This is a genomic window from Nonomuraea sp. GTA35, assembly GCF_041950525.1.
Classification (GTDB): domain Bacteria; phylum Actinomycetota; class Actinomycetes; order Streptosporangiales; family Streptosporangiaceae; genus Nonomuraea.
In genome coordinates, this window is the sequence record NZ_JBGNUV010000007.1 from 218,209 (window position 1) to 230,426 (window position 12,218).

Consider the following 12,218-nt stretch of genomic DNA (forward strand, 5'->3'; position numbering starts at 1 on the left):
ATTCACGGGTCCACGCGCGTCCCGGGACCGGAGCGCGCGCGGCGCCGTACGAGGCGGGCCGCCAGGACGATCGCGACGAGCACGGCGAACGCGAGGGCGACCCGGCCGGGGCCAACGGATTCCAGCCATCCCGCGATGGCGCCCTGCACGGCGGTCGCCGCGCCCACGATCAGGTCGTCGGGCGTGCCGCCCGCGTAGACGCGCAGCTCGTACCAGCCGTAGTAGGCGACGTACAGGCCCGCCGGCACCAGCAGCCCGCCGCTGATCCGCGACACGTACGGCAACATCGACCGTGCCCTGGCCACCGCCGCCGACCGGGCCAGCGCCACCACCAGCGACAGCACGGCCACGACCAGCCCCATGCCGAGCCCGTACGCGACGAAGACCAGCAGCCCGCCCAGGATCCCGCCGGCGGCCAGCGAGGCGGAGGTCACGGCGAGGAACGGGCCGATGGTGCACGACAGCGAGGCCACCGCGTAGCTGAGGCCGTACCCGTACAGCGAGGGGAGCGAGGCGACGGGTCTCCCGGTGGCCAGCCGGGGTGTGCGGACCAGCAGCTCGCGGCCGGCCAGCAGCCACACCCCCAGCCCGCACAGGGCGACGCCGATCAGGATCGTCACCCACGGCAGGTACCGGCCGACGGATACCGCCAGCGGCGTCACCACCAGCCCGAACAGCCCGAACACCGTGACGAACCCGGCGGTCATGGCCGCCCCGAGCAGCAGCGCCCGCGCCACCGGCCCGCGCGCGAAGGCGCCGCCGGCGCCGGGCTGACCGTCGGCGACCAGCATCGTGAGGTACGCCGGCAGCAGCGCGAACCCGCACGGGTTGAACGCTGCCACCAGCCCCGCCGTCAGGGCCAGCGCCAGCGGCAGCTCACCGGTCATGCCCGCCCCCGGCGGCGTGCGCTACGCGGCGCGCAGTTCGGCGACATGGCGATCGAGGTCGTCGGAGCCGAGCGGCCCCGAGGCCTTCCCGGTGGATCCGTCCGGTTTCATGAACACGAACGTGGACTGCTGGCTGACGCCGAGCCGGGTCCACACCGCGCCCTTCTCGTCCGAGAGCTGCACGAAGCCGCCGGTCCCGGTGCGCCGCACGAAGTCCTTCATGGCGGCTGCGCCGTCCAGCCCGGCGACGCCCACGAACGCGACGTCGGCGTACTTGGCGGCGGCAGCCTTGACGGCCGGGGCCTCCGACTGGCACTTCGGGCACCACGGGGCCCAGAACCAGAACACGACGGGCTTGCCCGCCAGGCTGGAGCCGTCGAAGGGCTGCCCGTCCAGGGTGGTGGCGGTGAACCGCAGGGCCTCCGGAACGTTCGCCTGCCCCCTGGAGGCCGCCGTCGCGGGCTCAGAAGTGGCCGGGGCGGAGGTGGGCGGGGCGGAGGTGGGCGGGGCGGAGGTGGGCGGGGCGGAGGTGGCCGGTGTCACGGCGGTCGGGGCCGGCGCGGCGCCGCCGCCGCCCGCATCCCCGGCCGCGCCGCACGCGGCCGTCAACAATCCCGCCGCGACCACGGCGGCCACTGCACGAATCCTCGTCATGCCGGGAGCATAGGCACGGGCGCCGGGTCCGGATCTTACGAGCCCATGACGCGTCGCATGTCGGCGACGGCGCGCAGCGTCCCGCGCACGGTGCCGGTCACCTTGGAGCGTCCCGCCCTGGCCAGGTAGTCCACGTCGACCTCGGCGATCCGCCACCCGGCCGCGGCGGCGCGCAGCACCATCTCCAGCGGGTAGCCGAAGCGGCGGTCGGTCAGCTCCAGCCCCAGCAGCGCGGAGCGCCTGGCCGCCCGCATGGGGCCCAAATCGTGCAGCGGCGCACCCGTACGGCGGCGCAGGATCGCGGCCAGGACGGCGTTGCCCAGCCGGGCGTGCGGCGGCCAGGCCCCGGCGGCCTTCGGGACGCGCCGGCCGAGCACGAGGTCATCGCGCCCGTCGAGCACCGCCGCGGCCACCCGGGGCAGCTGGGCGGGGTCGAGCGAGGCGTCGGCGTCCATGAAGCAGACCAGCTCGGCCGAGGAGGCCAGCAGCCCGGCGTGGCAGGCGGCGCCGAAGCCGCGCCTGGGCTCGTGGACCACCTCGGCCCCGTGGTCGCGGGCGATCGCCGCGGAGCGGTCGGTGGAGCCGTTGTCGACCACGACGGGGCGGTAGCCGGCGGGCATGCGGCCGAGCACCCGGCCGAGCGCGGCCTCCTCGTTCAGGCAGGGCAGGATCACGTCGATCGTCATGACCGGGCGAACTCCTTCATGCCCGCCTCGAAGCCGATCTCGGCGCGGAAGCCGAGCTCGGCCGCGGCCCGTCCGGGCGAGGCCACGATGTGCCGGACGTCGCCCAGCCGGTACTCGCGGGTGATCCGGGGGCCGGGCCCGCCCCGTTCCGCGGCCAGCGCGCGGGCCATCTCGCCCACGGTGCGGGGGGTGCCGGAGGCGATGTTCCAGGCCCGCAACTCGCCGGGCCGGACGGGCGCCGACACGGCGGCGAGGTTCGCCCGGGCCACGTCGCGCACGTGGACGAAGTCGCGGAGCTGGCGGCCGTCCTCGAACACCTTCGGCGCCCTGCCCGCCTCCAGCTCGGAGCGGAAGATCGCGGCCACTCCCGCGTAGGGGGTGTCGCGGGGCATGCGCGGGCCGTACACGTTGTGGTAGCGCAGCGCCGCCACCCTGCCGCCGGTCTCCCTGGCCCAGTTGGCGGCCAGGTGTTCCTGCGCGAGCTTGCTGGTGGCGTAGGCGTTGCGCGGGTCGGTGGGCTCGTCCTCCTCGATCGCCGCGCAGCGCAGGGGCTCGCCGCACCGCGGGCAGGCGGGGTCGAACCGGCCCCGCTCCAGGTCGTGCGCGGCCCGGGGCCCGGGCCTGACCTGGCCGTGCGTGGCACAGGTGTAGTGGCCCTCGCCGTAGACGACCATCGAGGAGGCCAGGACCAGTCGGGCGATCCCGTGCCTGGCCATGGCGGCCAGCAGGACGGCGGTGCCGTACACGTTGACGGAGGCGTAGTCGGGCAGGTCGGCGACGTGCACGCCGAGCCCCACCTTGGCGGCCTGGTGCACGACGGCGCCGACGCCCGGCAGCAGCGTGTCCAGCAGGCCCGCGTCGCGTACGTCGGCGCCGTGCCGCAGGTCCAGGCCGACGACGTCGAGGCCCGCGGCACGCAGGGTCTCGGTCACGTGCCCGCCGATGAAACCGGCCGAGCCGGTGACCATCACTCTCACGCCGCCGACGCTAACCCGGCGCCTCGGGCGGCCTGAAGCGACGTTCGCGGTTCGTAAGGGTTCTTACGGACCTCGAACGGCGGCCGGCGCGGCGGTCCCGGCCGGGCTCCGGCGTGCGAGGCTGCCGCCTGTGAGCCGGCACCTGCTCGCCATCGGCGGGGTTCTCGCGGCCCTGGCAGCCGTCCTGATCAGGATGGTGGCCGGGCCTTCCGGGCTGGGCTGGTACCTGGCGGCCTGGGCGCTGTTCGCGTGCGCCGTGTGGCTGGCGCGGCGGATCCCCGGGCACCGGCTCGGCGCGCCGGTCGTGGCCGGGGGCATCGTACTGGCCGCGACCGGCCTGGCGGCGCCGCCCAGCACCAGCACCGACTCCTTCCGGTACGCCTGGGACGGCCGGGTGCAGGCCGCGGGCCTCTCCCCCTACGATCACCCGCCGTCCGCCCCCGAGCTCGCGGCGCTGCGTGACGGCTGGCTCTTCCCGGCCGGCTGCGCCGCCCGCCATCCCCTGCCGGACGGCGGCTGCACGCGGATCAACCGCCCCACGGAGCCGACCATCTACCCGCCGGTGGCGCAGGGCTACTTCCTGCTGGTCCACTGGCTGTCGCCGGAGGGGGCGCGGCACAAGGCGCTGCAGCTCGGCGGCTGGGTGATGGCCGTGCTGGCGCTGGTGGCGCTGTACCGGGTGGCGGGCGCCCGGCGGGCGGCGTACTGGGCGTGGTGCCCGGCGGTGCCGGTCGAGGCCGTCAACAACGCGCACGTGGACATGCTGGGCGTGCTGCTGGTGGTGCTGGCCTTCTGCGCCGTCCGCGCCGGCCACGCCCGCGGGGCGCTGCTCGGCGCGGCCGTGGCCGCCAAGCTGCTGCCCGCGACGGCGCTGCCCGGCGCCCTGTCCGGGGTGCTCGCGAACCGCGGGGGGTGGCGCCGCGCCGCCGTCACGGTGGCACCCGCCGCGCTCGTGGTGGCGCTGTCCTACCTGCCGTACGTCCTGGCCTCGGGCGGCTCCGTGGTGGGCTACCTGCCGGGCTATCTGGAGGAGGAGCGCTACGACGGCGGCGGCGACCGGTACGCGGTCCTGCGGCTGGTCCTGCCGGACCCGTGGGCCCCGTACGCGGCGATCGCGTCGCTCGGCCTGGTCGCCCTCCTCGTCCTGCGCCACGGCGACCCCGACCGGCCCTGGCAGGGCGCGCTGCTGGTCAGCGGCTCGCTCCTGCTGCTGTTCACCCCGGGCTACTCCTGGTACGCGCTGCTGGTCGTCGCCCTGGTCGCCATGGACGGCCGGTGGGAGTGGCTGGGCACGGCCCTGGCGGGCGCGGTCGCCTACACCGCCGGCCCCGGATCCCTGTTCTACGCGGCCGCCGCCGTGGCCGTGCTGATCGGCTGGGCCGCCCGGGCGCGCCACCGGGCCGTCCGGCCACCTGCCCCCGCATCCCGTGAGGACTGAGCACACTGAGCCACCAGGTCGTGATCATCGCCAAGGAGCCGCTGCCCGGGAAGGTCAAGACCCGGCTGACCCCGCCGTACAGCCCGGCCGAGGCCGCCGGGCTCGCCGAGGCGGCGCTGCGTGACAGCGTGCGCGCCGTGGCCGCGGCGCCGGCGACCCAGCGGGTGCTCGCCCTGGACGGGCTGCCCGGCCGCTGGCTGCCGCCGGGATTCGTGGTGGTCCCGCAGCGCGGGGCGGGCCTGGACGAGCGCCTGGCGGCGGCCTTCGCCGACGCCCACCGGCTGCGCCCGGACCCCGTCGTGCTGATCGGCATGGACACCCCGCAGGTCACGCCCGCGCTGCTGGGCGAGGCGGGCCGGGCGCTGGAGCGGCACGACGCGGTGTACGGCCCGGCGGCCGACGGCGGCTTCTGGCTGCTCGGCCTGCGCCGGCCGGACCCGGCGCTGCTGCTGGGGGTGCCGATGTCGCATCCGGAGACCGGCAAGCACCAGCTCGACCGGCTCCGGCGGGCCGGGCTGTACGTGCGCCACCTGCCCGAGCTGACCGACGTCGACACCGCGGCGGACGCCGCCGCCGTGGCCGCCGAGGCGCCCGCCTCCTGCTTCGCCGCCGCGCTGCGGGAGCTGGGCCGGTGATCGGCGAGATCTACGCCGACGCCCTGGCCGGCGAGAGCGTCGAGATCGAGTACGTCGACGGCGCCCGCGCGCCGCTGGAGGCCGCCCGCTGGTTCGAGCCGATCGGGGGCGACGAGGAGTTCCTGAGCCGCTGCTCCAGCCCCACGCTGGACGTCGGCTCCGGCCCAGGACGGCTCACGGTGGCGCTGACCCGGCGCGGGATCCGCTCGCTCGGCATCGACATCACCCCGCGCGCCGTCGCCCTGACCCGCCGCGCCGGAGGCTTCGCCCTGCTCCGGGACGTCTTCGACGACATCCCGCACAGCGGCCGCTGGGCCACCGCGCTGCTCGCCGACGGCAACATCGGCATCGGCGGCAACCCCGCGGCCCTGCTGCACCGGGTCAGGCACCTGCTCCGGCCGGGCGGCGCCGTCCTGGCCGAGGTGGCGCCGCCCGGCACCCGGAGCCGGGTCGACCGGCTCCGGCTGCGCCGGGGGCCACTGGCCGGGCCGTGGTTCGGCTGGGCGACCGTCTCGGCGGACGACATCCGGCGCGTCGCGCTGGCGGGCGGGTTCGCCGGGGCCGACTGCTGGAGCGCGCACGACCGCTGGTTCGCACGGCTGTCTTAGGGCGGGCCGGGGAGGCCCGTCGGGCCCGGTACGTGCGGGATCGCCGTGGAATCGCCGAACGTGTATCGTCGGGAACCATGTTCCGCCCCCTGCGTGCCGGCGAGCCGAACCGGCTGGGTGACTACCGCATCATCGCAGGTCTCGGCGAGGGCGGGCAGGGCGTCGTCTACCTGGGCGAGGGCACCTCCGGCGAGCAGGTGGCGATCAAGGTGCTGCACGCCAGGCTGGCGGGCGACAGCGAGGCGCGGGAACGTTTCTTACGCGAGGTCGACGCGGCCATGCGGGTGGCGGCGTTCTGCACGGCCCGCGTGCTGGACGTGGCGGTCGACGGCGACAGGCCGTACATCGTGTCGGAGTTCGTCAACGGCCCGTCGCTGGAGGACTCCGTCCGCGAGCACGGGCCCAGGTCGGGGGGCGCGCTCGACCGCATCGCGGTCAGCACGGCCACCGCGCTGGCGGCCATCCACCGGGCCGGGGTCGTCCACCGCGACCTCAAGCCGTCGAACGTCCTGCTGGGCTCCGACGGCCCCCGCGTGATCGACTTCGGCATCGCGCGCGCGATCGACATGACCCTCACCGGCGGCTCGGTGGGCACCCCGACGTACATGGCTCCCGAGGTGATCGCCGGGGAGCCGGCGCAGCCCGCGTCCGACGTGTTCAGCTGGGCGGTGACCGTGGGCTTCGCCGCGACCGGGCGCCCGTCCTTCGGCCGGGACACGGTGCCCGCGGTGATGTACCGCATCCTCAACGCCCCGCCGGATCTGGACGGCGTGCCCGAGCCGCTGCGTGCCCTGCTCGCCCGCTGCCTGGCCAAGGCGCCGCAGGAGCGTCCGACGGCGGCGGAGGCCCTGCATCTCCTCCTCGGCCACGACCAGACCGTGACCAGGCCCGTCACCGGACCGTCGGCGCCCCACCCGGCCGCCGCCCCGCCGGCCGCCGCCGCCCCGCCGGCGGGCGCTCCGCCGACGGGAGCGGCGCAGGCGTGGAGTCCCACCGCCGTGACGCCGGCCGGGCCTCCTTACGCCGGGCCCCCTTACACCGGGCCCACCGGGACACCTCCACCGGGAACGCCGCCCGCGGGTGAGGCGCCGCCCGGCGTCCCCCGCAAGAGGTCCAAGCTCGTGGTGGTCGGCGCGGCGGCCTCCGTGGCGGTGCTCGTGAGCGTGATCGTGGTGGCCCTGCGATGGGGAGAGGGCGCCTCTCCGACGGCGTCCAGGCCCTCGGCGACGGCGAGCACGACGTCCGCCGCGCCGCCGGCGACGCCCGGCGTCACCGCCCGGCCGTACGGCAGGAGGTTCGGCAGGGCCACGCTCGGCGGCGAGGTCAACACGGTGGCGGTGAGCACGTACGACGGGCAGCGCGCCGTGCTGGCCGGCAGCACCAAGGGTGTGGCCAAGGTGTGGAGGTTCGACACGCGCGCCAGCGAGCTCGCCAAGGTGCAGAACTCCGGCGGCGAGGAGACGGGCGCCGCCATCGACGTGGGCGAGGTGGACGGGAAGGCGGCCACGTTCAGGCGGCTGCAGAACGGCGGGGTCGTCGTCTCCGGCGCGGAGGGCGACGAGCCGGTCGGCCCCACCTACCAGGGCCACCAGAGGATCGTCTACGCGCTCGCGCCCGTGCAGGTGGCGGGCAAGACGGTGGTGGTCAGCGGCGACGAAGCTGGAAAAATCCGTGTATGGGACCCGAAGACGGGCAAGGACTCCGGGCCCCAGCCCAAGGCGGCCGGTGGCGACCCGGTGTTCGGTGTCGCGACCGGCACGATGGACGGGCATCCGTTCGCGGTGATCGCGGCGGCCGACGACACCGCGCGGGTGTGGGACCTGGAGACCGGCGCCATGGGCGCCACCTTCCGCGGGCACGGCAACGACGTCTTCGCCGTGGCCACCGCCGTGATGGACGGCGGGCCGGTGGGGATCAGCGGCGGCGCCGACCGCCAGGTCCGCGTCTGGGACCTGCGCGACGGCCGGGAGATCACCTCGTTCTCCGGCCACACCGCCGAGGTCGCCTGCCTGGCGGTGGGCAGGGTGAAGGGCCGCGCGGTGGTCGCCTCCGGCGGGTTCGACGGGACGATCCGCGTCTGGGACCTGCGCAGCGGCAAGCAGCTCGGCGACCCGCTGAAGGCTCCGGGCGGGCGCGTCTACTCGGTGGCGATCGCCGAGGACGACGGTGAGACCTGGCTGGCCGCCGGCGACCGCGGTGGCAACATCACCGCATGGACCCTCGGCCCGGCCTCCCCCTAGCCGACCGGCTCATCCGGCCACCTCGAACAGCGCGTTGAGCTGCTGGTTGAGCTGCGTGAGCGAGGAGGCCGGGGCCTCGCCGAGGAAGAGGGCGTCCAGGGCGGGCCGCATCAGGGCGGTGATGTCGGCCGCGTTCGAGGTCACCGGCAGGGGGAACGTGGTGCGGTTCCTGATGTGGTCGGTGAAGGCCGACACGTCCAGGTTCCGCTCGTTCCTGTTGTACTGGATGGCCAGCTCGGTGCCCGCGGGCCGGGCCGGGAACACCACGCCGGTCCGGCCGATGATGTTCTGGCACTGCTCCCCTGACAGGAACTTCACCCACTTGGCGGCGTTCTCCGGCTGCTTGGAGAACGTCGTGATGGAGTCGGCCAGGCCGTTGAACATGGAGGCGCGCTTCCCCGTCGGCCCGATCGGGGTCGGCGCCACGCCGATGTCGAGCTTCTTGCCGCTCGCGTCGGTGAGCTTGGTGAACGACGAGATCGTCCACGAGCCGCTCAGGCCCATCGCGGCGATGCCGGACTGGATCTGCGTGTCGGCGGTGACCGCGTTGTTGCCGCCGATCGCGGCGAAGCCGGCCATGTAGCCCTTCCGCACCAGGCCGAAGTACCAGCCCAGGGTGTCCTGCACGACCGGGTCGTCCAGGTTGAAGCGGGTGCCCCAGGGGTTCCGGTCCGTGGCCTGCCAGCCGGCGCTGCCGGTGAAGGCCGACCACTGCGTCTGCCCCCAGTTGTCGCCGCCGCTGCCGTTCGCCGCCAGCCCGTACGTCTTGACCCTCGTCCTGTCGAAGCCGGGCTCGTCGCCGCGCACGCCGTTCTGGTCGATGGTCAGGCGCGCGATCGTCTTCTCGAAGGTGCCGCCGTCGCGCGGGTTCCAGGTCAGCTCGTCCAGCGTGGCCGGGTCGATGCCGGCGGCCCTGAGCGCGTTGGCGTCGTAGAAGATCGCGATGGTGTCCCAGTCCTTGGGGGCGCCGTAGCGCTTGCCGTCCTTGCCCTTCCACAGCTCGGCCAGGCCCTCCTGGTAGTCGGAGTCCTTGATGTCGCTGGTGGGGCCGAGGTCGTCGAGCGGGCGCAGCACCTGCAGGTCGACGAACTGGGGGAACTTCGCGAGCTGGTCGGTGAAGACGTCGGGGGCGGTGTCGGCGATGAAGCTGGCGGTCAGCTTGGACCAGTAGTCGTCCCAGCCGTACTGGGAGATGTGGATGCGCAGGCCGGGGTTCTGCTGCTGGAAGGCGTCCGCGCACTTCTGGTAGCCGGGCTGCTGGGCGGAGTCCCAGAGCCAGTACTCGATGGTGCCGGACGCGCCGCCGCTCCCGCCCCCGCCGCAGGCGGTGGTCAGCAGGAGGGCGGTCAGGAGGAGTCGTCTGAGCATCACTTGATCCCGCTGAAGCCGATGGAGTTGACGATGCGGCGCGCGAAGACGAGGAACAGCAGCAACATCGGCAGCGCCGCCACCAGGGTGGCCGCCATCAGGCCCGCCCAGTCGGGCCCTGCCTGCGGCTTCTGCGACTTGAACACGCCGAGGGCCACGGTGAGCACGCGCGAATTGTCGGTGTAGCTGACCATGAGCGGCCAGAAGTACTCGTTCCAGGAGGTGATGTAGGTCAGGATCGACAGCGTGGAGATCGGCGCCGCCGAGATCGGCAGGATGAGCCGGAAGAAGATCCGCGTCTTCGAGGCGCCCTCGACCAGCGCGGCCTCCTCGACCTCGCGCGAGATGCCGAGGAAGAACTGGCGCAGGAAGAACACCGCGAACGGCGTCATCAGCATGCTGGGCAGCGCGATGCCGAGCACGGTGTCGACCAGGCCGAGCTCTTTGATGAGCACGAAGTTCGGCAGCAGCGTGAAGATCGCGGGGATCATCAGGCCGGCCAGGAAGACGGCGAAGACCTTCTCGCGGTGCCGCCAGCGCAGCCGGGCGAAGGCGTAGGCGGCCATGGCGGAGAAGAACACCTGCCCGGCGGTGACCATCGTCGCGACCAGCACCGAGTTGAGCAGGTAGCGCCAGAACGCGATCGGCTGCCCCGCGCCGCCCGCGTCGATCGCCTCCTGCCCGGTCTGGATGCCGAAGACGCGCTCGAAGCCGCCCCACGAGAACTGCACGGGCAGCAGGCTGTCGCCGCCCGCGTAGAGCGCGTTGTTGTCGGACAGCGCGGTCCGCAACATCCAGTAGAACGGGAACAGGCTGGCGAGCATCACCAGGATCATGAACACCCAGGCGAGGGCGCGGCGGATGCCGAACGGGGGCTTCGGCGGCGGCTTCCGGGCGGGGCTCCCGGCCGGGGCGGTCACGGTCGCCATGTCACCCTCCCGCCAGGTCGGAGGTGCCGGCCCGGGTCAGCCGGTACTGCACGAACGTGATGACCATCAGGACGACCAGCAGCGCCACGGACATCGCCGAGGCGTAACCGAACTGGAAGCGGCTGAACGCGACCTCGTAGATGTAGTACTGGAGCACCCTGGAGGAGTCGACCGGTCCGCCCCTGGTCGCGATCGCGACGGTGTCGAACACCTGGAACGAGCCCACCACGCTGATGATCAGCACCACCGCCATCACGGGCCGCAGCAGCGGCAGCGTGATGCTGCGGAGCATGCGCAGCTCGCTCGCGCCGTCCATGCGGCCGGCCTCGTACAGGGTCTCCGGGATCGTCTGCAGGCCGGCGAAGATCAGCAGCGCGGTGTAGCCGACGTGCCGCCAGACGTTGATCAGCGCGATGGTCGGGATGACCCAGGCGGAGTCGGCCAGGAAGCCGATCCGGTCCATCCCGATCAGCTCCAGCACCTTGTTGCCGATGCCGAGCTGGTAGTCGAGGATCCACAGGAAGACCAGCGCCGCGACGACGTTCGAGACCAGGTACGGCGTCAGCACCATGCCGCGCAGCCAGGTCCGGCGCGTCAGCCGCTGCATCATCACCGCGATGACCAGCGCCAGCGCCGTCTGGACGGCGATGTTGACGACCACGTAGTACACGGTCACGCCCAGCGCGTTCCAGAACACCGGGTCCTGGACCATGCGCACGTAGTTGTCGAGCCCGTTCCAGCGGGCGGGGGTGAGCAGGTTGAACCTGGTGAAGCTCAGGTAGATGCCCCGCAGCGTCGGCCAGAGCAGGAAGACCAGGAAGCCGATCAGCGCGGGAAGGATGAACAGGAGCGCCAGCCGCGTGTCGTCTCGCGCTCGCTTGGCGGTGCCGGTCGTCGCCGGTGTGGTGGGGGTGGCCATGGTGCCTCCTTCGCCGGTCACCGTAGACCCTTGCGGCGGGCGCTTTCTACCCTGTCCTGCGCGTTCGACCGATTCTCCGGACTTACCGTGAAGTGCTCAATATTTGGCGCGAGTCTCTTGCGCCTGACACGCCCTGTCAAGGCCGCCTTACTACCGGCGTAGGGCGTCGGCGCCGGGCCGGGCAGCGCGGGCGCCGACGGCGTCGGGGCCGGTGTCGGTGCCGGGCCGTCGGGTGGAGTCCATCTGCGCTGCCTTCCGTACGGCCGGCGTGCCGCGCGTGCGGCAAGATCCGCGCCCGCGACGCCGGTGATGTCCCGACAGCATCGCCATCACCGTTCCCCATGTGCAGGAAGACTTGCAGATCTGCATCATCGGACGACTGACCGAGCCCGCGGACGTGGAGGAATGGACCGTTTACCCTCCGTCATATGCGCCTTGCGGAGATACTGAACGCGTGACAAGTACACCCCCCGAAAAAGGCAAATGGTTCGAGCACGCACTGGAATGGGAATCGAGTCCAGAGCATGGCGACCGGCCCGCGCGGTGCCTGATCACCCAGATCACCCAGACCGTCAGTTCAGCGCTTCCCCAGGTGTGCTACCGGCGCGTGGACGACCCCGGCGGATACCGCCCGAGCTCCATTGACATCGACCTTTTCGACCACATCCTGCGTCGCTGGCTCACCCCCGAAGAATCCGCGCTGGCCCAAGGGCAGGCCCGATTCCTCCAGAACGGCTACCTCTCCTCGGACCTCATCTGACGAGGTATCACCAGGACGTCTCGGGCGACGACGCCGTGCGGCCGGGGCGCCCAGAAGATCGTCTTTCACTGTGGGTGAAAAGGAGGTGACATATCGCAGTACTTGCCGCGATGCTGG

The 12,218-nt window shown here is 73.3% G+C and carries 12 protein-coding genes; 5 read left to right on the plus strand and 7 right to left on the minus strand.

Annotated elements, in window-relative coordinates; genetic code table 11:
* Positions 1-2 precede the first annotated feature (2 nt).
* The 4 genes from ACBJ32_RS30390 to ACBJ32_RS30405 are packed head-to-tail and all read right to left on the minus strand — an operon-like array spanning position 3 to position 3,195.
* A complete protein-coding gene (locus tag ACBJ32_RS30390) occupies positions 3-887 on the minus strand; it encodes a cytochrome c biogenesis CcdA family protein (RefSeq protein WP_375129600.1) in 885 nt (294 codons plus the stop codon).
* A 21-nt stretch (positions 888-908) separates the two neighbouring features.
* The gene (locus tag ACBJ32_RS30395; protein ID WP_375129601.1) at positions 909-1,541 is read right to left on the minus strand and encodes a redoxin domain-containing protein; all 633 of its coding nucleotides are present in this window, start codon (positions 1,539-1,541) and stop codon (positions 909-911) included.
* Positions 1,542-1,576: 35 nt separating this feature from the next.
* The gene (locus ACBJ32_RS30400) at positions 1,577-2,227 is read right to left on the minus strand and encodes a glycosyltransferase family 2 protein (protein ID WP_375129602.1); all 651 of its coding nucleotides are present in this window, start codon (positions 2,225-2,227) and stop codon (positions 1,577-1,579) included.
* Positions 2,224-3,195: an NAD-dependent epimerase/dehydratase family protein gene (locus ACBJ32_RS30405; protein WP_375129861.1), complete on the minus strand. Its 972-nt coding sequence runs from the start codon at positions 3,193-3,195 to the stop codon at positions 2,224-2,226. The genes ACBJ32_RS30400 and ACBJ32_RS30405 overlap by 4 nt, the downstream gene beginning before the upstream one ends.
* A gap of 139 nt (positions 3,196-3,334) precedes the next feature.
* Here ACBJ32_RS30405 and ACBJ32_RS30410 point away from each other — a divergent pair, with 139 nt between their 5' ends.
* The 4 genes from ACBJ32_RS30410 to ACBJ32_RS30425 all read left to right on the plus strand — a co-directional run bounded on the left by ACBJ32_RS30410 (position 3,335) and on the right by ACBJ32_RS30425 (position 8,125).
* Positions 3,335-4,642, plus strand: coding sequence for a glycosyltransferase 87 family protein (locus ACBJ32_RS30410; protein ID WP_375129603.1), 1,308 nt, complete (start codon positions 3,335-3,337; stop codon positions 4,640-4,642).
* A 20-nt stretch (positions 4,643-4,662) separates the two neighbouring features.
* Positions 4,663-5,277 (plus strand): TIGR04282 family arsenosugar biosynthesis glycosyltransferase, encoded by a 615-nt coding sequence (locus ACBJ32_RS30415; RefSeq protein WP_375129604.1) that lies wholly within the window; start codon positions 4,663-4,665, stop codon positions 5,275-5,277.
* Entirely contained in the window at positions 5,274-5,885 is a 612-nt protein-coding gene (locus tag ACBJ32_RS30420; protein ID WP_375129605.1) for a class I SAM-dependent methyltransferase, read from the plus strand. Before ACBJ32_RS30415 ends, ACBJ32_RS30420 begins: the two co-directional genes overlap by 4 nt.
* A gap of 77 nt (positions 5,886-5,962) precedes the next feature.
* Entirely contained in the window at positions 5,963-8,125 is a 2,163-nt protein-coding gene (locus ACBJ32_RS30425) for a serine/threonine-protein kinase (protein WP_375129606.1), read from the plus strand.
* 9 nt (positions 8,126-8,134) lie between these two features.
* Here ACBJ32_RS30425 and ACBJ32_RS30430 read toward each other — a convergent pair whose 3' ends face one another.
* The 3 genes from ACBJ32_RS30430 to ACBJ32_RS30440 are packed head-to-tail and all read right to left on the minus strand — an operon-like array spanning position 8,135 to position 11,341.
* The gene (locus tag ACBJ32_RS30430) at positions 8,135-9,493 is read right to left on the minus strand and encodes an ABC transporter substrate-binding protein (protein WP_375129607.1); all 1,359 of its coding nucleotides are present in this window, start codon (positions 9,491-9,493) and stop codon (positions 8,135-8,137) included.
* On the minus strand, positions 9,493-10,422 hold the full coding sequence (locus ACBJ32_RS30435; protein WP_375129608.1) for a carbohydrate ABC transporter permease: 930 nt from the start codon (positions 10,420-10,422) through the stop codon (positions 9,493-9,495). Before ACBJ32_RS30435 ends, ACBJ32_RS30430 begins: the two co-directional genes overlap by 1 nt.
* A gap of 1 nt (position 10,423) precedes the next feature.
* Positions 10,424-11,341, minus strand: a complete 918-nt coding sequence (locus tag ACBJ32_RS30440; RefSeq protein WP_357880281.1) for a sugar ABC transporter permease — start codon at positions 11,339-11,341, stop codon at positions 10,424-10,426.
* A gap of 343 nt (positions 11,342-11,684) precedes the next feature.
* Between ACBJ32_RS30440 and ACBJ32_RS30445 the strand changes: the two genes are divergently transcribed.
* The gene (locus tag ACBJ32_RS30445) at positions 11,685-12,101 is read left to right on the plus strand and encodes a hypothetical protein (protein ID WP_375129609.1); all 417 of its coding nucleotides are present in this window, start codon (positions 11,685-11,687) and stop codon (positions 12,099-12,101) included.
* Positions 12,102-12,218 lie beyond the last annotated feature (117 nt).

What these genes read in the sequence shown, in the direction of transcription:
- ACBJ32_RS30405 (WP_375129861.1), bottom strand. Translation starts at nt 3,195, where the DNA reads ATGGTCACCGGCTCGGCCGGTTTCATCGGCGGGCACGTGACCGAGACC.
- ACBJ32_RS30430 (WP_375129607.1), bottom strand. Translation starts at nt 9,493, where the DNA reads ATGCTCAGACGACTCCTCCTGACCGCCCTCCTGCTGACCACCGCCTGC.
- ACBJ32_RS30390 (WP_375129600.1), bottom strand. Translation starts at nt 887, where the DNA reads ATGACCGGTGAGCTGCCGCTGGCGCTGGCCCTGACGGCGGGGCTGGTG.
- ACBJ32_RS30425 (WP_375129606.1), top strand. Translation starts at nt 5,963, where the DNA reads ATGTTCCGCCCCCTGCGTGCCGGCGAGCCGAACCGGCTGGGTGACTAC.
- ACBJ32_RS30400 (WP_375129602.1), bottom strand. Translation starts at nt 2,227, where the DNA reads ATGACGATCGACGTGATCCTGCCCTGCCTGAACGAGGAGGCCGCGCTC.
- ACBJ32_RS30395 (WP_375129601.1), bottom strand. Translation starts at nt 1,541, where the DNA reads ATGACGAGGATTCGTGCAGTGGCCGCCGTGGTCGCGGCGGGATTGTTG.
- ACBJ32_RS30440 (WP_357880281.1), bottom strand. Translation starts at nt 11,341, where the DNA reads ATGGCCACCCCCACCACACCGGCGACGACCGGCACCGCCAAGCGAGCG.
- ACBJ32_RS30435 (WP_375129608.1), bottom strand. Translation starts at nt 10,422, where the DNA reads ATGGCGACCGTGACCGCCCCGGCCGGGAGCCCCGCCCGGAAGCCGCCG.